This window comes from Variovorax sp. HW608 (assembly GCF_900090195.1).
Taxonomy (GTDB): domain Bacteria; phylum Pseudomonadota; class Gammaproteobacteria; order Burkholderiales; family Burkholderiaceae_C; genus Variovorax.
In genome coordinates, this window is record NZ_LT607803.1 from 5695153 (window position 1) to 5715761 (window position 20609).

Annotated in this window: 19 protein-coding genes; 10 read left to right on the forward strand and 9 right to left on the reverse strand. The window is 67.0% G+C overall.

From position 1 onward, the window contains the following. The first annotated feature begins 87 nt into the window (after nt 1-87). The 6 genes from icd (at nt 88) to VAR608DRAFT_RS26975 (ending at nt 7867) form a co-directional block, all read left to right on the forward strand. Entirely contained in the window at nt 88-1347 is a 1260-nt protein-coding gene (icd, locus tag VAR608DRAFT_RS26950; protein WP_088956862.1) for an NADP-dependent isocitrate dehydrogenase, read from the forward strand. A 238-nt stretch (nt 1348-1585) separates the two neighbouring features. Further along, nucleotides 1586-1945 (forward strand): ATP-dependent Clp protease adapter ClpS, encoded by a 360-nt coding sequence (gene clpS / locus VAR608DRAFT_RS26955; RefSeq protein ID WP_088958998.1) that lies wholly within the window; start codon nt 1586-1588, stop codon nt 1943-1945. Between the two features lie 53 nt (nt 1946-1998). Then, the gene (clpA, locus tag VAR608DRAFT_RS26960) at nt 1999-4320 is read left to right on the forward strand and encodes an ATP-dependent Clp protease ATP-binding subunit ClpA (RefSeq protein WP_088956863.1); all 2322 of its coding nucleotides are present in this window, start codon (nt 1999-2001) and stop codon (nt 4318-4320) included. 118 nt (nt 4321-4438) lie between these two features. Beyond that, the gene (gene cls / locus VAR608DRAFT_RS26965) at nt 4439-5896 is read left to right on the forward strand and encodes a cardiolipin synthase (RefSeq protein WP_088956864.1); all 1458 of its coding nucleotides are present in this window, start codon (nt 4439-4441) and stop codon (nt 5894-5896) included. Nucleotides 5897-5898: 2 nt separating this feature from the next. Beyond that, nucleotides 5899-7347: an exodeoxyribonuclease I gene (sbcB, locus tag VAR608DRAFT_RS26970; RefSeq protein WP_088956865.1), complete on the forward strand. Its 1449-nt coding sequence runs from the start codon at nt 5899-5901 to the stop codon at nt 7345-7347. A gap of 1 nt (nt 7348) precedes the next feature. Next, nucleotides 7349-7867 (forward strand): GNAT family N-acetyltransferase, encoded by a 519-nt coding sequence (locus tag VAR608DRAFT_RS26975; protein WP_088956866.1) that lies wholly within the window; start codon nt 7349-7351, stop codon nt 7865-7867. Between the two features lie 18 nt (nt 7868-7885). On the opposite strand, the gene VAR608DRAFT_RS26980 is transcribed toward VAR608DRAFT_RS26975, so the two are convergent. The 3 genes from VAR608DRAFT_RS26980 to VAR608DRAFT_RS26990 all read right to left on the reverse strand — a co-directional run bounded on the left by VAR608DRAFT_RS26980 (nt 7886) and on the right by VAR608DRAFT_RS26990 (nt 10918). Further along, nucleotides 7886-8536 (reverse strand): redoxin domain-containing protein, encoded by a 651-nt coding sequence (locus tag VAR608DRAFT_RS26980; protein WP_088956867.1) that lies wholly within the window; start codon nt 8534-8536, stop codon nt 7886-7888. Between the two features lie 128 nt (nt 8537-8664). Next, nucleotides 8665-9489, reverse strand: a complete 825-nt coding sequence (locus VAR608DRAFT_RS26985; protein ID WP_231972970.1) for an alpha/beta fold hydrolase — start codon at nt 9487-9489, stop codon at nt 8665-8667. Between the two features lie 10 nt (nt 9490-9499). Then, entirely contained in the window at nt 9500-10918 is a 1419-nt protein-coding gene (locus tag VAR608DRAFT_RS26990; protein WP_088956868.1) for an FAD-binding oxidoreductase, read from the reverse strand. A 141-nt stretch (nt 10919-11059) separates the two neighbouring features. On the opposite strand from VAR608DRAFT_RS26990, the gene VAR608DRAFT_RS26995 reads away from it, so the two are divergent. Continuing rightward, nucleotides 11060-12085: an AraC family transcriptional regulator gene (locus VAR608DRAFT_RS26995; RefSeq protein WP_088956869.1), complete on the forward strand. Its 1026-nt coding sequence runs from the start codon at nt 11060-11062 to the stop codon at nt 12083-12085. Between the two features lie 13 nt (nt 12086-12098). On the opposite strand, the gene VAR608DRAFT_RS27000 is transcribed toward VAR608DRAFT_RS26995, so the two are convergent. The 5 genes from VAR608DRAFT_RS27000 to VAR608DRAFT_RS27020 all read right to left on the reverse strand — a co-directional run bounded on the left by VAR608DRAFT_RS27000 (nt 12099) and on the right by VAR608DRAFT_RS27020 (nt 17447). Further along, the gene (locus VAR608DRAFT_RS27000; RefSeq protein WP_088956870.1) at nt 12099-13379 is read right to left on the reverse strand and encodes an amidohydrolase family protein; all 1281 of its coding nucleotides are present in this window, start codon (nt 13377-13379) and stop codon (nt 12099-12101) included. Between the two features lie 56 nt (nt 13380-13435). Next, complete coding sequence (locus VAR608DRAFT_RS27005; RefSeq protein ID WP_088956871.1) at nt 13436-13918, reverse strand: DUF411 domain-containing protein; 483 nt, start codon at nt 13916-13918, stop codon at nt 13436-13438. A gap of 106 nt (nt 13919-14024) precedes the next feature. Continuing rightward, complete coding sequence (gene upp / locus VAR608DRAFT_RS27010) at nt 14025-14654, reverse strand: uracil phosphoribosyltransferase (RefSeq protein ID WP_088956872.1); 630 nt, start codon at nt 14652-14654, stop codon at nt 14025-14027. Nucleotides 14655-14709: 55 nt separating this feature from the next. Next, on the reverse strand, nt 14710-16110 hold the full coding sequence (locus VAR608DRAFT_RS27015; protein WP_088956873.1) for a DUF1688 family protein: 1401 nt from the start codon (nt 16108-16110) through the stop codon (nt 14710-14712). After that, nucleotides 16107-17447, reverse strand: a complete 1341-nt coding sequence (locus VAR608DRAFT_RS27020; RefSeq protein ID WP_231972971.1) for a GTP cyclohydrolase II — start codon at nt 17445-17447, stop codon at nt 16107-16109. Before VAR608DRAFT_RS27020 ends, VAR608DRAFT_RS27015 begins: the two co-directional genes overlap by 4 nt. 248 nt (nt 17448-17695) lie before the next feature. Here VAR608DRAFT_RS27020 and VAR608DRAFT_RS27025 point away from each other — a divergent pair, with 248 nt between their 5' ends. Both VAR608DRAFT_RS27025 and VAR608DRAFT_RS27030 read left to right on the forward strand, forming a co-directional pair. After that, complete coding sequence (locus VAR608DRAFT_RS27025) at nt 17696-18265, forward strand: sigma-70 family RNA polymerase sigma factor (RefSeq protein ID WP_088956874.1); 570 nt, start codon at nt 17696-17698, stop codon at nt 18263-18265. Further along, a complete protein-coding gene (locus VAR608DRAFT_RS27030; RefSeq protein WP_088956875.1) occupies nt 18265-18906 on the forward strand; it encodes a DUF1109 domain-containing protein in 642 nt (213 codons plus the stop codon). The genes VAR608DRAFT_RS27025 and VAR608DRAFT_RS27030 overlap by 1 nt, the downstream gene beginning before the upstream one ends. A gap of 18 nt (nt 18907-18924) precedes the next feature. Here the strand turns inward: VAR608DRAFT_RS27030 and VAR608DRAFT_RS27035 are convergent, their stop codons facing one another. Continuing rightward, on the reverse strand, nt 18925-19398 hold the full coding sequence (locus tag VAR608DRAFT_RS27035) for an Lrp/AsnC family transcriptional regulator (RefSeq protein WP_088956876.1): 474 nt from the start codon (nt 19396-19398) through the stop codon (nt 18925-18927). Between the two features lie 205 nt (nt 19399-19603). Between VAR608DRAFT_RS27035 and VAR608DRAFT_RS27040 the strand changes: the two genes are divergently transcribed. Then, on the forward strand, nt 19604-20581 hold the full coding sequence (locus VAR608DRAFT_RS27040; protein WP_088956877.1) for an ABC transporter substrate-binding protein: 978 nt from the start codon (nt 19604-19606) through the stop codon (nt 20579-20581). Nucleotides 20582-20609: the final 28 nt, after the last annotated feature.

Here is a 20609-nt window from a genome sequence, read left to right on the forward strand (position 1 = left end):
CGGTTGCGTCTAAAATTCTAAGGGTATTCAGGCGCTTGGAAACGTAGTGTCTTCCAAGTGTTCATTTCATCCGGAGCCGTTGCCCTCATGCCCAGCTATCAGCACATCAAAGTCCCGGCCGAAGGCCAAAAGATCACGGTGAATGCCGACAACTCGCTGAATGTGCCGGATCAGCCGATCATTCCGTTCATTGAAGGCGACGGCACGGGCTTGGACATCACGCCCGTGATGCTCAAGGTGGTCGATGCGGCGGTGGCGAAGGCTTACGGCGGCAAGAGGAAGATCCACTGGATGGAGGTCTACGCGGGCGAGAAGTCGACCCAGGTCTACGGCCCGGACGTCTGGCTGCCCGACGAGACGCTGCAGGCGGTGCGTGAATACGTGGTGTCCATCAAGGGTCCGCTGACCACGCCGGTCGGCGGCGGGATCCGCTCCCTGAACGTCGCGCTGCGCCAGGAGCTCGATCTCTACGTCTGCCTGCGGCCCATCCAGTACTTTGAGGGCGTGCCGAGCCCCGTGAAGGAGCCGCAGAAGACCAATATGGTGATCTTCCGCGAGAACTCCGAAGACATCTATGCCGGCATCGAATTCGAAGCCGAAAGCGAGAAGGCGAAAAAGCTCATCAAGTTTCTCCAGGACGAGTTCGGCGTCAAGAAGATCCGCTTTCCGAACAGCTCGGGCATCGGCATCAAGCCGGTTTCGCGCGAAGGCACCGAGCGCCTGGTGCGCAAGGCGATCCAGTACGCCATCGACAACGACAAGCCCAGCGTGACGCTCGTCCACAAGGGCAACATCATGAAGTTCACGGAGGGTTCGTTCCGCGATTGGGGCTACGGTCTGGCGGCCAAGGAATTCGGCGCCGAACTCATCGACGGCGGCCCGTGGATGAGGATCAAGAACCCGAAAACCGGCAAAGAAATTACCGTCAAGGATTCGATCGCTGATGCGTTCTTGCAACAGATTCTGCTGCGACCGGCCGAGTACAGCGTCATCGCGACGCTCAACCTGAACGGCGACTACATCTCCGACGCCCTCGCGGCGCAGGTCGGCGGCATCGGGATCGCCCCTGGCGCGAACCTCAGCGACACGGTCGCCATGTTCGAGGCCACCCATGGGACGGCGCCCAAGTATGCGGGCAAGGACTACGTGAATCCCGGGTCCGAGATCCTCTCGGCCGAAATGATGCTGCGCCACATGGGCTGGAAGGAGGCCGCCGACCTCGTCATCAGTTCCATGGAGAAATCGATCGTCAGCAAGAAGGTGACCTACGATTTCGCGCGCCTGATGGAGGGAGCGACCCAGGTCAGCTGCTCCGGTTTCGGACAGGTGATGATCGACAACATGTAAGCGTTGTCCGGAGCGTTTCCGGACCCTCACGGCCAGGGCCCCCGGCGTCGCAAGGCGCCGGGGCTTTTTTTCGCGTCGCTCGATCGCATCCCGGCTGGAGTTTCCGGGGCGGAAGGCACGGCGCTTGCATGAGCCGAAGGCCGGTTCCAGCCCCGATTCGCCTTGAATGTCACAAAGCCGCCACCACTTGTCCCCCTGCCGCAAGTGCAATGCGCGGCTGCTCTATAAAATGGTTTTCATGGCTACCAGAATCCCCCCGACCCCCAAGACGCCACCGGCGACGAAGCCGGCCGGCGACGATGGCGACTCGGTCGTTCTTGAACGGCGGCCGCAAAAGACAGCGCCACCCCAGATGTACCAGGTGGTGATGCTCAACGATGACTACACGCCGATGGAGTTCGTCATCGTCGTGATCCAGCAGTTCTTCAACAAGGACCGGGAGACAGCCACGCAGATCATGCTGAAGATCCATCTCGATGGGCGCGGCGTGTGCGGCGTCTACTCCCGCGACATGGCGGCGACCAAAGTGAATCAGGTGATGGAAGCAGCCCACCAGGCCGGACATCCGCTGCAATGTGTCAGCGAACCGGTTGAATAAATCGCTCTCCAACCCATCTGGAAATATTTACAGCAAGGCCAAAAGGAAATCACATGATTGCCCAGGAACTGGAAGTCAGCTTGCACATGGCTTTTGTCGAAGCCAGGCAGCAGCGCCACGAGTTCATCACGGTGGAGCACCTGCTGCTCGCCTTGCTGGACAACCCGAGTGCCGCGGAGGTCCTGCGCGCATGCTCGGCGAACGTCGACGACCTGAGGGCGTCGCTCACCAACTTCATCAAGGACAACACGCCGCAGGTCGCCGGCACCGATGACGTGGACACCCAGCCGACGCTGGGTTTCCAGCGCGTCATCCAGCGCGCGATCATGCACGTGCAGTCGACCGGCAACGGCAAGAAAGAGGTCACCGGCGCGAACGTGCTGGTGGCGATCTTCGGCGAGAAGGACTCGCACGCCGTGTACTACCTGCACCAGCAGGGGGTGACGCGCCTCGACGTGGTGAACTTCATCGCCCACGGCATCAAGAAGAGCGATCCGCCTGAAGCCGCCAAGGGCAGCAGCGATGCCTCGTCCGGCGAGGGCGAGGAGGGCGGCGGCGAGAAGAACGAGAAGTCGTCTCCTCTCGAGCAGTTCACCCAGAACCTCAACCAGCTTTCCAAGGAGGGCAAGATCGATCCGCTGATCGGCCGCGAGTACGAGGTCGAGCGCGTGATCCAGATCCTGTGCCGCCGTCGCAAGAACAACCCGCTCTTGGTCGGCGAGGCTGGCGTCGGCAAGACGGCGATCGCCGAAGGGCTCGCATGGCGCATCACGCAGGGCGACGTGCCGGAGATCCTCTCGGAATCCAACGTGTACTCGCTCGACATGGGCGCGCTGCTCGCCGGCACGAAGTACCGCGGCGATTTCGAGCAGCGCCTCAAGGGTGTGCTCAAGTCGCTCAAGGACAAGCCCAACGCGATCCTGTTCATCGACGAGATCCACACGCTGATCGGCGCGGGCGCCGCTTCGGGCGGCACGCTGGATGCGTCCAACCTGCTCAAGCCGGCGCTTTCCAGCGGCCAGCTCAAGTGCATCGGCGCCACCACGTTCACCGAATACCGCGGCATCTTCGAAAAGGATGCGGCGCTGTCTCGGCGCTTCCAGAAGGTCGACGTGGTCGAGCCGACGGTGGCCGAGACGGTCGACATCCTGAAGGGCCTGAAGTCGCGCTTCGAGGAGCACCACGGCGTGAAGTACGGCCCGGCCGCCCTGCAGGCCGCCGCCGAGCTCAGCGCCAAGTACATCAATGACCGCCACCTGCCCGACAAGGCGATCGACGTCATCGACGAAGCCGGTGCGGCGCAGCGCATCCTGCCCGCTAACAAGCGCAAGAAGACCATCAGCAAGACCGAGGTCGAGGAAATCGTCGCGAAGATCGCGCGCATTCCCCCGGCCAACGTTTCGAACGACGACCGCGGCAAGCTGCAGACGATCGAGCGCGACCTCAAGAGCGTGGTGTTCGGCCAGGACAAGGCGCTGGAAGTGCTCGCCTCCGCGGTCAAGATGGCCCGCTCGGGCCTGGGCCGTGACGACAAGCCGATCGGCTCGTTCCTGTTCAGCGGTCCGACCGGCGTCGGCAAGACCGAAGCGGCGCGCCAGCTGGCCTACATCATGGGCATCGAGCTGATCCGCTTCGACATGTCCGAGTACATGGAGCGCCATGCGGTGAGCCGCCTGATCGGCGCGCCTCCGGGCTACGTCGGTTTCGACCAGGGCGGCCTCTTGACCGAGGCGATCACGAAGAAGCCGCACGCAGTGCTGCTGCTCGACGAAATCGAGAAGGCGCACCCGGACATCTTCAACGTGCTGCTGCAGGTGATGGACCACGGAACGCTGACGGACAACAACGGTCGCAAGGCCGACTTCCGCAACGTGATCATCGTCATGACCACCAACGCCGGTGCCGAGACGATGAACAAGTCGACCATCGGCTTCACGAACCCGCGCCAGGCCGGCGACGAGATGAGCGACATCAAGCGCCTGTTCACGCCGGAGTTCCGCAACCGCCTGGACGCGATCGTGAGCTTCAAGGCGCTGGACGAGCAGATCATCCTGCGCGTGGTCGACAAGTTCCTGCTGCAACTCGAGACGCAGCTGGCCGAGAAGAAGGTGGATGTCACGTTCACCGACGCTCTGCGCAAGCATCTCGCGAAGAAGGGCTTCGATCCGATGATGGGCGCACGTCCGATGCAGCGTCTGATCCAGGACACGATCCGTCGCGCCCTGGCCGACGAACTGCTGTTCGGTCGCCTGCAGGAAGGCGGCCGCTTGACGGTCGATCTCGACGACAAGGAAGAGGTCGCGCTCGACATCCAGCCGCTGGCGAAGAAGGAAGGCCGCTCCAAGCCGGAAGCGGAAGAAACCGCAGCAGGGTGATCGACTTGGGGTCAACACCAGCGGCCCGGCTGAGCCGGCTGCGTGGTGTTCCTGGTCGGTCATCGAGGGCCGGTAGCATCGGGCTACCGGCCTTTTTCTTTTTCAGTCACGCGTCGCCTTGATCCTCCCCGAGCTCAGTCAGGAATGGAAAACGGGCCTCTCCCTGGCGTGGAGCGGCTACATCGCGGTCCTCTCGGTCTGGATCGTGATGCAGAGGCGCGCGCCGGTGTCGACGATGAGCTGGATCCTCTCGCTCGCGTTGCTGCCGTTCGTGGGATTCCTCATCTACTACTTCCTCGGGCCGCAGCGACTGAAGAAGCAGCGGCTCAGGCGCCTTCGCAGCCGCGCGATCGAGCAGGCGCCGGGCGACCTCGCCAGGCTGCGGGAAGCAGCGAAGAACGCGCCACTCACCCTGCGGAAACTGGCCGCCTTGGGAACGGCGGCCTGCGGACTGCCGGTGTCGAGCGCGACCTCGGCCGAGCTGCTGTCGGGCGGTGCGCGGACCTTCGATGCCATCTTCGACTGCATCCGCCAGGCGCGCGACCACGTGCATCTCGAGTACTACATCTTCGAGCCCGACAACATCGGCACCGCGCTGCGCGACCTGCTGATCGAGCGTGCGCGCGAAGGCGTGACGGTGCGCCTGCTGCTCGATGCGCTCGGGTCCAAGCGCATCGGCCGCAAGTTCATGGCGCCTATGCGCGAGGCGGGCGTCCAGGTGGCGCTGTTCCATGACACCCGCATCGGGCGGCGTCTGCGCCCGGTGACCAACTACCGCACGCACCGCAAGATCGTCGTTTGCGACGGGCGCATCGGCTTCACCGGCGGCGTCAACATCACCGACGCGGAAGACGCGCGCACGCGCCCGGATGCCTATCACGACGTCCACCTGAGGATCGAGGGGAGCGCCGTTCGCTGGCTCCAGACCACCTTCATCGAGGACTGGACCTACGCGACGGGCGAGCCGCTGCGGCATGTGCACAAGGCGATCGACAGCATGTTCCCGCGCGTCGAGGCGAAGGAGGGGGTCGGCCACATTCCGGTGCAGATCGTCACCAGCGGTCCCGACAGCGCGGTCGAGGCGATCCACCGCATCCAGGTCGATGCGATCCATGCCGCGGAGCAGCGCGCCTGGCTCACCACACCGTACTTCGTGCCCACCGAGCCGGCGTTGATGGCGCTCACGAGCGCCGCGCTGCGCGGGGTCGACGTGCGCCTCTTGGTGCCGCGGCGCAGCGATTCGCTCATCGTGAGCGCGGCCGCACGCTCCTACTATGACGAGCTGATCGCCGCCGGCGTCAAGATCTGGGAATACAAGGCCCGGATGCTGCATTCCAAGACGCTGGTGGTGGACGACAACTGCGCGATGATCGGCACCGCGAACTTCGACAACCGCAGCTTCAGGCTCAACTTCGAAGTGTCCGCCGTGATCTACGGGCCGACGCTCACCGGCGCACTGGTGACGCAGTTCCAGACCGACCTGCGCAATGCCTCGCCGGTGCGGGGCAACCGGCACCAGACTTTCCCGCGGCGCCTGGCTGAAGCCACGGCGCGCTTGTTCTCCCCTTTGCTTTGACGATGGCTCCTCACACCTTTCTCTGGCACGACTACGAAACCTTCGGCGCCGTGCCACGCCGCGATCGACCGGCGCAGTTCGCCGCGATCCGCACCGATGCCGAACTCAACGAGATCGGCGAGCCATTGATGATGTTCTGCAAGCCCGCGCCCGACTATCTGCCGAGCCCCGAGGCCTGCCTGATCACCGGCATCACGCCGCAGCAGTGCCTCGAACACGGATTGCCCGAGCATGAATTCGCCGCCCGGATCGAACGCGCCTTCTCGCAGCCGGGCACGATCGGCGTGGGCTACAACACGATCCGCTTCGACGACGAGGTGACGCGCTTTCTCTTCTGGCGCAACCTCATCGATCCCTATGCGCGCGAGTGGCAGAACGACTGCGGCCGGTGGGACCTGCTCGACGTGGTGCGCCTGACCTATGCGCTGCGTCCCGACGGCATCGAATGGCCGAGGAAGCCGGACGGCAGCCAGAGCTTCAAGCTCGAGGACCTGACGCGCGCCAACGGCCTCGTGCATGAAGCGGCGCACGATGCCTTGTCCGACGTTCGCGCGACCATTGCCCTGGCGCGCCTCGTCCGCGACCGGCAGCCGCGGCTGTTCGATTTCGCGTTCGCGCTGCACCGAAAGGACCGCGTGGCGAGCGAGCTGGGGCTCCCGGCCACCAAGGAGGGCATGCGGCCTTTCCTGCACGTCTCGGGGATGTTCCCGGCGGAGCGCGGATGCCTGGCGGTCATGTGGCCGCTGGCGAGCCACCCGACGAACCGGAACGAACTGCTCGCCTGGGACCTCGCGCACGATCCGAGCGAACTGGGCCGGCTCGACGTCGAGACGTTGCGGCTGCGCATGTTCACGCGAGGCGCCGATCTGCCCGAAGGCGTGACGCGCCTTCCGATCAAGGGCCTGCACCTGAACAAGTCGCCGATGGTCGTCGGCAACCTGCGCACGCTCGCACCGGCGATGGCCGCGCGCTGGGGCATCGACATGGAGGCTGCCCTGCGCCACGCGGCCATCGCGGCTTCGCTGCCCGACATGAGCAGCATCTGGCCGCGGGTCTTCGAGCGTCCGAAGGAGGGCACGCCGGACGTCGACGAAGATCTCTACGGCGGGTTCGTCGGCAACGGCGATCGCCGGCGGCTCACGCAGCTGCGCAGCCTTTCGCCGGAGCAGCTCGCCCAGGCCCAGGCGCGCACCGGCTTCGACGATCCGAGGCTCGAAGAGCTGCTGTTCCGCTACCGCGCCCGCAATTTCGTCGACACGCTGACGCAGGAAGAGGCCGAGCGCTGGGAGGCGCATCGCGTCGCGCGGCTGCTCGAAGGCGAGGGTGGTGCGCGCAATGTCGACGAGCTGTTCGCGGAGATCGACACGCTCGCCGAGAAGGCCGATGAACGCGGCGAGGAGATCCTCGGCGCGCTGTACGAGTACGCCGAGGCCATTGCACCGGCGGTCTGAGATGACGATCCGCCGCCTGCTTCCTGGCGATGCCGAGGCCTATCGCGCCCTGATGCTCGAGGGCTACGCACGCCATCCGGACGCCTTCACCTCGACGGCCGCGGAGCGCGAGGCGCTGCCGCTGTCATGGTGGGAGAAGCGGCTCGATGCTTCTGCGGCAGCCGAACAGGTGGTGTTCGGCGCAATCGCCGGTGACCTGCTCGCCGGGGCGGCGGGGTTGCAGTTCCAGACGCGCGAGAAGGCGCGGCACAAGGCCGACCTGTTCGGCATGTACGTGGCGCCGTCGGCGCGCGGCGCCGGCTTCGGGCGGCAACTGGTGCTGGCCCTGATGGACGAGGCGGCGGGGCGGGAGGGCGTCCGGATCGTTCAGCTCACCGTGACCGAAGGCAATGCCGCGGCGCAGGCGCTTTACGAGCGCTGCGGCTTCAGGCCGTTCGGCGTCGAGCCCTTCGCGGTCGCGCTGGCGGGCGCCTACCTCTCGAAGGTGCACATGTGGTGCGCCGTGGCGGCGCTGGACTGAGACCGCCGGCTCGGGGCTTCATTGCAGCGCACGGGCAGCGTCGAGAATCACGTCTTCCGACGCCAGCTTCCCGATGCCGCCCAGGCCTTCGGAGCTGCATTCGATGTCCGCCCAGCGCACGATGCCTTCGCGGTCGATCATGAAGTAGGCCTTGAGCTGCGGCCACTGCTTTCCCACCTCGGCGTCGTCGGTCGGCGTGTTGACGTAGCCATCCTGATCCTGGATCAGCTTGGCGGCCTCGGCGATCGGCAGCGGCTCGGGCAGGTCGCCGAAGGGGTTCACGCGGATCTGCTCCAGCGCCTGGATCAGGTCCGGCGTGGGCTCGGGCTTCGGGACGCCGTAGGCACGGTGCGTGGACAGCTCGGGATCGGAGGCGAGCCGCAGCCGCGTCGGCCTGAACTTGAAATAGCGCCGGGCGTTCTCCGGCGCGGTGGCCACCACGGCAAGGCTTTCGACGCTCAGGGCCTTCAGCTTGTCGTCCAGGGCGCCGAGCTGAACCAGCTGCCGCCGGCAGAAGGGGCACCACAGGCCCACCAGCAGCGCCAGGAACAAGGGGCTTCGCCCGCGATAGTCGGCCAGGGAGATGGTCTCGGCGTCGGCCACCGCCGGCAACGCAAAGTCGGGGGCCGGTTCGCCCGGTGCCACGGGTGGGTTCATCGCCGTCGTCATTGCGGACTCCTTCGCGCCTTTGACGCGGAAGCAGAGGCTCGCAAATTACCACGCTGCGGGCGGACTCGCCAGAGGGCTGCAACCCGGGGCGCGCACAGCGCGGTAGCTGTTTGTGACGGTCGGCACGTTCAGTTGCGCTGCAGGAAGGCCTGCACCGCGGTGTTGACGATGTCCGGATGCGTGACCGGCCCCATGTGGCCGAGATCGGTGAATTCCGTGACGGTGACCGAAGGCAGCAAGCCGGTCAGCAACCGCGCGACGCCATGGGTGGACGGCGGCGACCGTGCGCCCAGCATGTACAGGACCGGAATGTCGAGCCCGGCGAAGGCGGCGAGCGGCGTCGGCTCGGTGAAGAGGGCGCGGGCCCAGCCGGCCACGTTGTGCATGCTGCCGGCGATCTGCACCCGTCGCATTTCCGGCATCGACCGCCAAGCGCCGTCGCCCATCCAGTAGTCGATGAAGCGCTCGCCGGCCGTCATCGGATCGTTCGCGCGGATCGACGCCGCCGCGTCGTCGGCGGCCGCGCGGATGCCGTTCGCTGGCGGCTGCCGGGGCGCTTCCTGCTCGAGCACGGCGAACAGGGTGGGCTCGTAGAGAACCATCGCGCGGATCCGGTCCGGGAACGACAGCGCCGCGACCAGTGCCACCGCCGCGCCGTAGGAATGCCCGACCAGGAAGAACGGGTGCCCGGCGGCCGCGAAGACCGGCTCCAGCAGCGCGACTTCATCGCGCAGCGTGACCCTGCGATTCGGCGGCCATGCCGGACTCTTTCCGGCGCCGATCGAATCCGCCGCCAGCACGCGGAACCGCGGGCTTAGCCGGTCCGTCAGGGCCCGCCATTGCGACGAGGTGCTCGCATTCGAGTGAATGCAGACCACACCGGGCCCGGCGCCGGCCTCCCGGAAGAACGGGACGTCCTGGAACATCTCGACCTGCTGGGATGCGAACCGCATTGGGAGATTCCTACGGCGCGATGTTGAGGTTCATGCGCAAGAGGTTGTCCGGGTCGTACTTCCGCTTGGCGGCCTGCAGCCGCGCATAGTTCGCGCCGTAGCTGGCCTCGACGCGCTCGGCTTCGTCTTCCGTCAGGAAGTTGACGTAGCCGCTCGCGGTCGCGTGCGGCGCGGCTTCCTGGAAGACGCGGCGTGCCCAGTCGCGCACCTTGTCGTCGTCGGCCGGCTCGGACCAGCGGCCGTGCACGTTCATGACGTAGTTCGCATCCCGGCCGGGGAAGGCGGTTTCCGACTGCTGCACCCGCGCCATCGCGCCGCCGAGCTGCGCCATGAAGATCTCGCACTGCGGCCCGGGCAGGCGGCCGACGTTCGCGATCAGCATGTCGATCGCCCCGTCGCTGAGTTCGCTGAAGTTGTTGGACTTCCAGTAGTTGCGGCTGCCGGGCGTCAGCAGCGGGTCGAACGCGGTCTGGAAGCCGGCGTAGGGGTTCGCCCCCAGCGCGACCGCGATCGGGTCGCCGAACTTCGTCACCGGCGCGGCGGCGCCTGCGCCGTCCTTCATCTCGCCGCAGTACAACAACGGGAAGAGAACGACTTCGGTTCCATGCGTCGATTCGGGCAGGAAGGGCAGCGGAGGGGCCTTGCGCATCACGGTCCACACGCTCAACTCATCGGGCGAACTCTTGTTGAAGTCGCGCCATGCACGCAGCACCTTCTGCGCCTGCGCGAAAGGGTAGACCACCAGCCCCGAGTACACCTCCGGCCCGACGGGGTGCAGCTTGAACTCGAACGAGGTTGCCACGCCGAAGTTGCCGCCGCCGCCGCGCATCGCCCAGAAGAGCTCGGGCTCGGAGGTCGCCGAGGCGGTGCGCCTGGCGCCGTCTGCGGTGACCACATCGACGTTCAGGAGGTTGTCCACGGTGAGCCCGTAGCGTCGCGTGAGCCAGCCGAAGCCGCCGCCCAGCGTGAGACCCGCGACCCCGGTCGTCGAGTTGATGCCCAGCGGCGTCGCGAGGCCGTGCGCCTGCGCGGCCTTGTCGAAGTCACCCAGGAGCGCGCCCGCGCCGACGCGCGCGGTGCGCTTCGCTGCATCGACGTCGACCGTCTTCATGCCGGACATGTCGAGCGTCAGGCCGCCCTCGGCCACCGCGTTGCCCGCGATGTGATGCCCGCCGCCGCGCACGCTCAGCAGCATCCGGTGCTTGGTGGCGAATTGCACGCCGGCCTGCACGTCGGCAGCGCTGGTGCACTTGGCGATCAGCGCCGGCCGGCGGTCGACGGTGGCGTTCCAGACCTTGCGGGCCTCGTCGTAGGCCGCATCGCCCATGCGCAAAACGCCGCCTTTGATCTGGGCGGCGAAGGCATCGACGTCGGACTGCTGGACTTGCCGGACGTCCTTGTCCAGCGTAAGGTAGGTCAACGATGGCATGAGCTGCTCCTCGGATGAAAACGATGACGACCCGGTCGCCGTGCTCGCGGCGCCGCGAGTGGGAGCATTTTTTTCTTTCGTGCGGCGTTGCGCCGTACCTGAAGTCCGCGCGTCTTGCCCGATCGTCCTGGGTTGCATCCCATGAGCCAAGACACGCTCTCGGACGTGCTGCGCGGCGTGCGTCTTCGCGGCGCTGTGTTCTTCAGCGTCAGCGGTAGCAGCGATTGGGCCGCGGAGGCGCCGCCCGCCCGCGATCTCGCGCCCATGCTGATGCGCGGCGTCGATCACGTGATCGAATACCACGCCGTCGCCAGGGGCAATTGCTGGGCCGGCATCCCCGGCGGACCTTCGGCGCATCTTCTGGCCGGCGACGTCGTCATGTTTCCGCACGGCGATGCCCACGTGGTGTCGAGTGCGCCTGGCATGCGCGGCGATGCGGGGCTGGGCTGGTTCCCGGGCATGGACGGCGTCGGCCAGCTTCCGCTGGGCGTGGCCTACAACGGCGCCAGCGTCACGCATTCGGCGTCGCCGGAATGGCTGCCGCATGTCGAAGCCGACGCCGACGTGACCATCGTCTGCGGCTTCCTGGGTTGCGACCTGCAGCCTTTCAACCCGCTGATCGATGCGCTGCCGCGCCTCCTGCATCTGCGTGCGAGCGGCGAGGGCGCGTGGATTGCCCAGTTCACCCAGCAGGCGGTGGCCGAGTCGCATGCCCGGCGTCCGGGCGGCGAGGCGATGCTGGCGCGCATGAGCGAGATGATGTTCGTCGACGCGGTGCGCCGCTATGCCGACAGCCTGCCCACGGAGAGCGCCGGCTGGCTGGCCGGCCTGCGCGACCGCTTCGTCGGCCGCGCGCTGGCGCTGATGCACGAGCAGCCGTCTCAGGACTGGACGATCGACGAACTCGGGCGGCAGGTGGGCCTGTCACGCTCGGCGCTGCACGACCGCTTCGCGCACCTGGTAGGGATTCCGCCGATCCAGTACCTCGCGCAATGGCGGATGCAGGCGGCCGCGCGCCTGCTGCTCGAAACGCGGTCGACGGTGGCCGCGATCGCGCTCGACGTGGGCTACGAATCCGAGGCGGCCTTTGCGCGTGCCTTCAAGCGGCTGGTCGGCAAGCCGCCTGGGGAGTGGCGCCGCGACCATGATGCGGCGGACGCGGCCTGATGGCCTCGGCAGATCAGGCGCGCGGAATCATCCAGGTCGTCGACGCGGCGCGCCCCGGCACATGCAGCGCCGCGGTGGCGGCCGGCGTCTCGGCCATGAGCTTGCCCTTCCGATATACCTTGAGGCGCGTCGCGCGCAGGCGGATCGCCTCCACCGGATCGCGCGCCTGCAGCAGCACGAAGCTCGCGTCGCAGCCGGCCGCGAGCCCGTAGCCGTCGAGGTGCAGCACCTTCGCCGCGTTGCTGGTGATCGCGTCGAAGCACTGGCGGATGCCGCGCTGGCTGGTCATCTGCGCGACGTGCAGGCCCATGTGCGCGACTTCGAGCATGTCGCCCGAACCCATGCCATACCACGGGTCCATCACACAATCGTGGCCGAAGGCGACGTTGACGCCGGCGGCCATCAGTTCCGGCACGCGCGTCATGCCGCGGCGCTTGGGATAGGTGTCGTGCCGGCCTTGCAGCGTGATGTTGATCAGCGGATTCGCGATCACGCTGACGCCGCTTTCCGCGATCAGCGGCAGCAGCTTGCTCACGTAGTAGTTGTCCATCGAGTGCATCGAAGTGCAGTGCGAGCCGGTCGTGCGGCCCTGCAGCCCAAGGCGCTGCGCTTCGCAGGCCAGCGTCTCGATGTGGCGCGAGTGAGGGTCGTCCGACTCGTCGCAGTGCATGTCGACGAGCTTGCCGCGCTCGGCGGCGATCTCGCACAGCAGCTTCACGCTCGCGGCGCCGTCGGCCATGGTGCGCTCGAAATGCGGGATGCCGCCGACCACGTCCACGCCCTTGTCGAGTGCCCGCTTCAGGTTTAGGGCGCCGCCTCGGGTGCGCAGCACGCCGTCCTGCGGAAAGGCGACGAGTTGGAGGTCGAGATAAGGCGCCACGCGGCGCTTGACTTCGAGCAGCGCATCGACCGCGAGCAGGCTCGGGTCGCTGGTGTCCACATGGCTGCGGATCGCGAGCAGGCCCTTGGCGACCGCCCAGTCGCAGTAGGCCAGGGCGCGTTCGATCAACGCATCGGCCGTCAGCAGCGGCTTGAGCTCGCCCCACAGCGCGATGCCTTCGAGCAGCGTGCCGCTCTCGTTGACGCGCGGCAGGCCGTAGCTCAGCGTGGCGTCCATGTGGAAGTGCGGGTCGACGAAAGGCGGACTCAGCAGCAGGCCATTGGCATCGAGCACCTCGTGGGCCGCCGCCTGAAGACCCTGCGCGACTTCGACGATGCGGCCGTCGCGTACAGCCACCGACATGTTGCGAGAGCCGTCGGGCAGGGTGGCGTTGTGGATCAGGAGGTCGAGCATGGGTGCGGGCTTGGAGAGGTCGACCGCAAATACTACCGGTGCTCGTTGGCGACGTGTTACGCCTTCGCGCCTGCGTAGTGCTGGAATACCTTCGAGCCGCCGTTGCGCGTGAGCAGCAGGACGTCGAAGGCATCCTTGCGGCCGCCGTAGACGGGGCCGTCCATGCCGGGCGAACCGATCGGCATGCCCGGCACGGCCAGCCCGATCGCGGCGGGCCGCTCCTTGAGCAGCCGCCTGATCTCCTGCGCCGGCACGTGGCCCTCGAGCGCGTATCCGCCGATCTGCGCTGTGTGGCAGGAGCCGAACCGGCGGTCGATGCCGAGGCGGCTGCGCGCCGCGTCGTTGCCCGTTTCGTGCACCTTGACGGCGAATCCGCTGGCTTCGAGATGCGCCACCCAGTCTTGGCAGCATCCGCAGCTCGGGTCCTTCCAGACCTCCACCGGCGTCCGGCCGGCGGCGCCCTGTGCGAATGCAGGAGCGAGGGTCAGGCCCAGCGCGGCTGCCAGCATGGTCCTGCGGGTGATGGGGGGTCGGTTCATTGGCGGGGTCCTTTGCCTATCCGGGGCCTTGGTGTGACGCGCCTCATGCTAAAGGCGGTTGGGCCACCGGTTCTTGCGTTTGCGCAGGCAAATTTGGGGGCGAGCCTCACTTCGTGCCGAAGATCCGGTCGCCGGCATCCCCCAGGCCGGGCAGGATGTACCCATGGCTGTTGAGCTCGCGGTCGATCGCGGCGGTGTAGATCGGCACATCGGGATGCGCCTCCTGCATCGTCTTGATGCCCTCGGGGCAGGTCAGCAGGCAGACGAACTTGATCGACTTCGGGTTGAGCTCCTTGAGGCGCTCCACCGCCGCCACCGCCGAATTGCCGGTCGCCAGCATCGGGTCGACCACGATCGCATCGCGCTCTTCCATTTCGCTCGGCATCTTGAAGTAGTACTCCACTGCTGTCAGCGTCTTCGGGTCGCGGTACAGGCCGATGTGGCCGACGCGCGCGCCGGGGATGATGCTCAGCATGCCGTCGAGGATGCCGGTGCCGGCGCGCAGGATCGACACCAGCACCACCTTCTTGCCGTCGATGACCTTGGCGTGCATGGTCTCCAGCGGGGTCTCGATCTCGATGTCCTGCATCGGCATGTCGCGCGTGACCTCGTAGGCCATCAGCATGCTGATTTCATTGAGCAGGCGGCGGAAGCTGTTGGTGCTGGCCTCCTTGCGGCGCATGAGCGTGAGCTTGTGCTGGACGAGGGGATGGTCGAGGAGGTGGACGTTGCTCATGGTGATTCGAGGCGCGCCGGGGGCGCTCTTGTCGTTGTGGAAAAGTTCTTGAAGTCTAGAAGACGGTGCCGTCGCTCACGATCCGCAATGGCGGTGCGCCTTCACGCAAGCGCTGTGCCATCACGCGTCCGGCCGCCCAGCTGCCGCCTTCGAGCATGCGCGCGAGCGGCAACTCGTCCTCCTTGCGGCCGAGCACCTTGCACACCACGGGCACGAGTTCGTCGAGCAGGGCGATCGTCAGTGCGCGCCATTCGACGATGAATTCGTCGCCCACTTTCCATTCGCGTGCGAGGAAGGCCGGGTCCTTGGGCACGATCAGGCCGCTGTCGATCAAGAGGCCGCCGTTGCGGTATTCGGGCAGCGCCGTGAGCGCATCGACCTGCCGCACCTTCACGCCTGCCCATTCGAAGGGTTCGAGCAGCGAGTAGGTGAGCCACTGCGAGAGCTTGTGGAAGGGCATCCAGCCGTTGGTCAGCCCCGGCCCCTGCACGGCGCTGTGGCGCCAGCAGTCGCCCAGCGCAAAGGCGGGGTCGCCGGTGCCGACCTCGTCGCTGCCATCGGCCGCAATGCTGTCGACCGCGTTGCAGGCCGGCCAGATGCCCGACAGCGAATCGAGCAGCAGCGAGAGGATGTCGTGCGCCCGGATCTCCGCGGTGGGCGGCGCGACGGGGCCGTAGGGTGCGACCAGCGCATCGAAGATGCCGCCGGGCCGGCCGTCGTCGCCGAAGTACTCCGGCTGTTCGCTCATCGCCTCGCCGAGGCGGCGCAGCAGCGTGGCGCGGCCTGCGAGGCCGACCAGCGGATTGAAGCTGCTGACCTGGAAGGCATCGCCGAGCCGGTCGGTGACGAGCGCGCGCAATCCGGCCGCATCCGCCTGGAACGGATGCATCGGATTCGACGAGAACAGCCCGCTCGTGAAGGCATGGAAGCTCGCCACGCCCAGGCCTTCGGAGCGCGTGTAGCGCTGGCCGGTGGCCGGTTCCACGTAGTGCCAGTCGGGTCCGGCGCCGGCATCGAGCAGAACGCTGACCAGCACCAGATCGATGTGCGCGCGGGCGCGCTGGGTGGCGTCGATCGGACCCAGCAGGTCGTCGAGCATCCCCACGCGGTTGATGCCACCCGCCTCGAAGTGCCGCCAGCGGCTGTGATAGGGGATCGGGTTCCACGGGTAGCGGTCGCGCGTGACTTCCCCGATGGTGCGTGCGGTGTCTTCGAGCGCATCGCCGTTGCCGATGGTGAACCACTGCGATTCGCCGGCCCGCGCACGTGCCAGCAGCATCGCCGCGCGGCTGCGGATGGCGGTGGTGGTGCGCAGGAAGGCCGCCGCGCCGGCAGGCTGGTCGGTGTCGAGGTCGAACTCGACGGCGGGATCGACGTGCCCTTCGGCATCCGCGCTCTGCACGGCCGCGTTGCGCGTCGGCCGGTCGGGATTGAGGCCGTAGTTGTCCTTGCTCATTGATCCAATCCCCGGCCCTTGGCCTTCTTGAGTTCCTCGGCGTCGGGCACCACCCCGGGCGTGAAGTAGCCGGCCGCCATCTTGGCGTCCATCTCCACGCGCGCATCGGCGGGGATCAGCTCGTCGGGGATGTTGATGCGTTCGCCGATCTCGATGCCCGAGCCCACGATGGCGTCGAACTTCATGTTGCTCATCGAGACCAGCCGGTGGATCTTGCGGATGCCGAGCCAGTGGAAGACGTCCGGCATCAGTTCCTGGAAGCGCATGTCCTGCACGCCGGCCACGCATTCGGTGCGGGCGAAATACTGGTCGGCGGTGTCGCCGCCGACTTGGCGCTTGCGTGCGTTGTAGACCAGGAACTTGGTCACCTCGCCGAGCGCGCGGCCTTCCTTGCGCGAGTAGGCGATCAGGCCCACGCCGCCGCGCTGCGCGCCGCGGATGCACTCCTCGATGGCATGCGTGAGATAGGGCCGGCAGGTGCAGATGTCGGAGCCGAAGACATCCGAGCCGTTGCACTCGTCGTGGATGCGCGCGGTGAGCTCGACCTCCGGGTTCGCGAGATCGCGCGGGTTGCCGAAGATATAGAGCGTCTGCCCGCCGATGGGCGGCAGGAAGACTTCGAGGTCGGAGCGCGTCACGAGCTCGGGGTACATGCCGCCGGTTTCCTCGAAGAGCACGCGGCGCAGGTCGGTCTCGGAACAGCCGAAGCGCTTGGCGACCCCGGGCAGATACCAGACGGGCTCGATCGCCGCCTTGGTGACGATCGCGGCGCCGCCCGGCGTGAGGAACTTGCCGTCGGCCTGGAGGCGGCCCTTCTGCAGCGCCTCGATGACCTCCGGAAGGATGACGTGCGCCTTGGTGATCGCGATCGTCGGCCGGATGTCGTAGCCGGCCGCGAGCTCGGTCGCGAAGACGTCGGCGACCAGCGCGCCCCACGGATCGAGCGAGACGATGCGTCCCGGTTCGCCCCACTGCGGATAGGGCCCGATCGCATCGGTGGGCGCGGTGTTGGTCAGGTCGGCCTTGTGATTCGGCGACAGCGCGCCGGCGGCCACGGCCAGCGCGCGGTAGACGCTGTAGGAACCGCTGTGCGTGCCGATCACGTTGCGGTGCGCGCGCTTGGTGGTGGTACCGACCACCGGCCCGCGCTCGGCGGCGGTCGCGGCACCCCACTGGATCGGCAAGGCACCGGAAAGACCGGCGTGCGATGTCAGGCGGATGTGCTTGCGCGGCGAGGATGAACCGGCCGCCGGGGCGGCCGCTGCGTCGATGGAGGGCTCAGGAGACGCGGAAGAAACGGAGGAAGAAGACGGAGTCGGAACGGTGTCAAGAGACATTGCAGGCCCTCAAAAAACAAAATGTATCGAGGGCTTCCACAACTGGCAAGCCGGTGCATACGCCTTTCGCCGTAGGGTTCCGGCGGGGGCGCTGGTCAGGCGGCAGCGGGAGGAGATGCTCCGCGACAGCCGCGAGATGTGCCGGATTTCGGGCGAATCCATGGCAGTTCGCGCGCTGGCAGCTCGGGGCACAATCCGCCGGATTTCTTTTTTGCTCGGGGCTGTAACCGTCGGAGCCGAAAGCACGAATGACCCAAGGGAACCCGTTGGCAAGGAGCGAGGCCGAGATTGCGCTGCGCGACCTTTTTCTGCGCGGGCTGGACGGCGACGAGGCGGCCTATCGCGCCTTTCTGCGAAAGCTCAGCGCGCACCTGCGCGCGTACCTGGCCAGGCGCCTGTTCGGCTGGCCCGATGAAGTGGAAGATCTCGTCCAGGAATGCCTTCTCGCCATGCACAACCAGCGCCACACCTACCAGAGCGACCAGCCGCTGACGGCCTGGGTGCATGCGATCGCGCGCTACAAGATGATCGATCTGCTGCGCGCCAAGTCCGCGCGCGAAGCGCTGCACGAGCCGCTGGATGACGACCTGGCGGTGTTCGCCGAATCGGCCACCGAGTCGAGCGATGCGCGCCGCGATCTGGCCGGGTTGCTCGATACCTTGCCGGACCGCCATCGCCTGCCGATCGTGCACGTCAAGCTCGAAGGCCTCTCGGTGGCGGAGACGGCGAAGCTCACCGGCATGTCGGAGTCCGCGGTCAAGGTGGGCATCCATCGCGGCCTGAAGGCGCTGGCGCTGAAGATCAGGGAGGCGATCTGATGAAGACCGACGATCTCATCTCGATGCTCGCCGGCAGCGCCACGCCGGTGCCCAGGCATGCGACGAGCCGGCGGCTGTCGAGCGCCATGCTGGCCGGGCTGCCGCTGTCCTTCGCCATCATGCTGCTGGTCTATGGCCTGCGGCGCGACCTGATGGAAGTGATGGCGCTGCCGATCTTCTGGGTGCGCTTGCTGTTTCCGATCTGCATCGCGGTGGGTGCCTACCTGATGGCCGAGCGTCTGGCGCGGCCGGGTGTGCGCGTTCGCAAGGCGTGGCTCGGGCTGGCCGTGCCGCTGCTCGTGATCTGGGGCGTTGCGGCCTACACGCTGATGTCCGCACCCGCCGGCGAGCGCCCTGCATTGGTCATGGGTCAGACGTGGCGGACCTGCACGGCCAACATTGCCTTCGTTGCGTTGCCGGTCTTCGTCGCTGCACTGGTCGCACTCAAGGGGCTCGCGCCGACGCGGCCAGCGCTCGCGGGCGCGGCCGCCGGTTTGATGGCCGGCGGGGCTGGGGCCGCGGTCTATGCGCTGCACTGCGTGGAATTGGCGGCGCCGTTTTTCGCGGTCTGGTACGTGCTCGGCGTTTCCGTGCCGGCGGCGGCGGGGGCGCTGATCGGCGCGAGGTGGTTGAGGTGGTGAGGAGGCGGTGGGGCGCCATCACTCCGGCAACGGCAGCGCGCTCGTGCACTTGAACTCGTCCAGGCACACGCTGGACCGCACGCCGTCCACGCCGGGCAGCCGCATCAGCTTCTCGATCAGGAACTGCGACAGCCCCTTCAGGTCGCGCGCGATGACCTTCATCACGAAGTCGTAGTCGCCGGTGATCGAGTAGCACTCCAGCACTTCCGGCAGGTCGGTCACCACGTTGGTGAACTTCGACAGGTCGCGGATGTGACCCTTTTCCATCGCCACGAGGATGAAGGCGACCACGTGCAGGTCGAGCCGGGCAGGGGCCAGCCGCGTCTCGTAGCGGGCGATGTAGCCGGCTTCCTCCAGGCGCCGGTGGCGGCGGTGGCACTGCGCCGGCGACAGGCCGGCGGCCTCGGCCAGCTCGAGGTTGGAGGCCCGGCCGTGCTCCTGCAGGAAGCCCAGGATCTTGCGGTCGATGCGGTCCAGATCGGTCTCGTACAAGATTTATTCCTTTGAAGTTCGATGGAGGAAATTCTATTTCTCGCCCGAGGGTTCGCCCGGGTCTTTGATGAAAGCAGATTTTCCGGCCGAAAGTTCACACTTCTCGCCCTGGAAAGCAGCGATTCGACGCGGCTCACGAGGCCCTCGCGCCGGAGCGCTTTCCTCCATTGAAACCCAATCGACTATTTCTCATCAGGACTTCAACGTGAAACATTCTTTCGTGCGTTCCGCCCTCGGTCTTTTCGCCTTCGCGCTCGCCGGCGCCGCCGCGCCCAGCCATGCTTCCGACAAGACGATGTCCGTGGCGGTCACCTCGATCGTCGAACACAAGGCCCTCGACGCGGTACGAGACGGCGTCAGGGACGAGCTGAAGTCCGCCGGCTTCGAGGCCGGCAAGAACCTGAAGTACGAATTCCAGAGCGCCCAGGGCAACAACGGCACGGCCGCGCAGATCGCACGCAAGTACGTCGGCGAGCGGCCTGACGTGATCGTCGCGATCGCCACGCCCTCGGCGCAGGCGGTGGTCGCCGCGAGCAAGGACATTCCCGTGGTCTACAGCGCGGTGACCGATCCGGTCGCGGCCAAGCTGGTGAAGAGCTGGGAGGCCTCGGGCACGAACGTGACCGGCGTGTCCGACCTCTCGCCGCTGGACAAGCACCTGGCGCTGATCAAGCGCGTCGTGCCCAATGCCAAGCGCGTGGGCGTGATCTACAGCCCGGGCGAGGCCAACTCGGTCGCGATCATCGAGGCGCTGAAGAAGGCGATGCCTGCCGCGGGCCTCACGCTGGTGGAAGGCGCCGCCGCGCGCACCGTCGACGTGGCGAGCGCCGCGCAGAGCCTGGTGGGCAAGGTGGACGTGATCTACGCGCCGACCGACAACAACGTGATGTCGGCCTTCGAGGGCATCGTGAAGGTGGCCCAGCAGGCCAAGATCCCGGTGGTGGCGGCGGACACCGACGCGGTCAAGCGCGGCGCGGTCGCGGCGCTGGGCCTCAACTACTACGACATCGGCCACCAGACCGGCAAGATCGTCGTGCGCATCCTGCAGGGCCAGGCACCGGGCACGATCGCCTCGCAGACCAGCGACAACTTCGAGCTGCACGTGAACCCGGCCGCAGCGCAGAAGCAGGGCGTGACGCTCTCGGACGAGCTGGTGAAGTCGGCCCAGGTGGTCGTCAAGTAAGCACGCAGCGCACTGGCGGAGGCTCGCT

Bases quoted from the DNA above. Each gene is read 5' to 3' on its own strand.
- icd (WP_088956862.1), top strand. From the start codon at position 88: ATGCCCAGCTATCAGCACATCAAAGTCCCGGCCGAAGGCCAAAAGATC.
- clpS (WP_088958998.1), top strand. From the start codon at position 1,586: ATGGCTACCAGAATCCCCCCGACCCCCAAGACGCCACCGGCGACGAAG.
- clpA (WP_088956863.1), top strand. From the start codon at position 1,999: ATGATTGCCCAGGAACTGGAAGTCAGCTTGCACATGGCTTTTGTCGAA.
- sbcB (WP_088956865.1), top strand. From the start codon at position 5,899: ATGGCTCCTCACACCTTTCTCTGGCACGACTACGAAACCTTCGGCGCC.
- VAR608DRAFT_RS26975 (WP_088956866.1), top strand. From the start codon at position 7,349: ATGACGATCCGCCGCCTGCTTCCTGGCGATGCCGAGGCCTATCGCGCC.
- VAR608DRAFT_RS26980 (WP_088956867.1), bottom strand. From the start codon at position 8,536: ATGACGACGGCGATGAACCCACCCGTGGCACCGGGCGAACCGGCCCCC.
- VAR608DRAFT_RS26985 (WP_231972970.1), bottom strand. From the start codon at position 9,489: ATGCGGTTCGCATCCCAGCAGGTCGAGATGTTCCAGGACGTCCCGTTC.
- VAR608DRAFT_RS26990 (WP_088956868.1), bottom strand. From the start codon at position 10,918: ATGCCATCGTTGACCTACCTTACGCTGGACAAGGACGTCCGGCAAGTC.
- VAR608DRAFT_RS26995 (WP_088956869.1), top strand. From the start codon at position 11,060: ATGAGCCAAGACACGCTCTCGGACGTGCTGCGCGGCGTGCGTCTTCGC.
- VAR608DRAFT_RS27000 (WP_088956870.1), bottom strand. From the start codon at position 13,379: ATGCTCGACCTCCTGATCCACAACGCCACCCTGCCCGACGGCTCTCGC.
- VAR608DRAFT_RS27005 (WP_088956871.1), bottom strand. From the start codon at position 13,918: ATGAACCGACCCCCCATCACCCGCAGGACCATGCTGGCAGCCGCGCTG.
- upp (WP_088956872.1), bottom strand. From the start codon at position 14,654: ATGAGCAACGTCCACCTCCTCGACCATCCCCTCGTCCAGCACAAGCTC.
- VAR608DRAFT_RS27015 (WP_088956873.1), bottom strand. From the start codon at position 16,110: ATGAGCAAGGACAACTACGGCCTCAATCCCGACCGGCCGACGCGCAAC.
- VAR608DRAFT_RS27020 (WP_231972971.1), bottom strand. From the start codon at position 17,447: ATGTCTCTTGACACCGTTCCGACTCCGTCTTCTTCCTCCGTTTCTTCC.
- VAR608DRAFT_RS27025 (WP_088956874.1), top strand. From the start codon at position 17,696: ATGACCCAAGGGAACCCGTTGGCAAGGAGCGAGGCCGAGATTGCGCTG.
- VAR608DRAFT_RS27030 (WP_088956875.1), top strand. From the start codon at position 18,265: ATGAAGACCGACGATCTCATCTCGATGCTCGCCGGCAGCGCCACGCCG.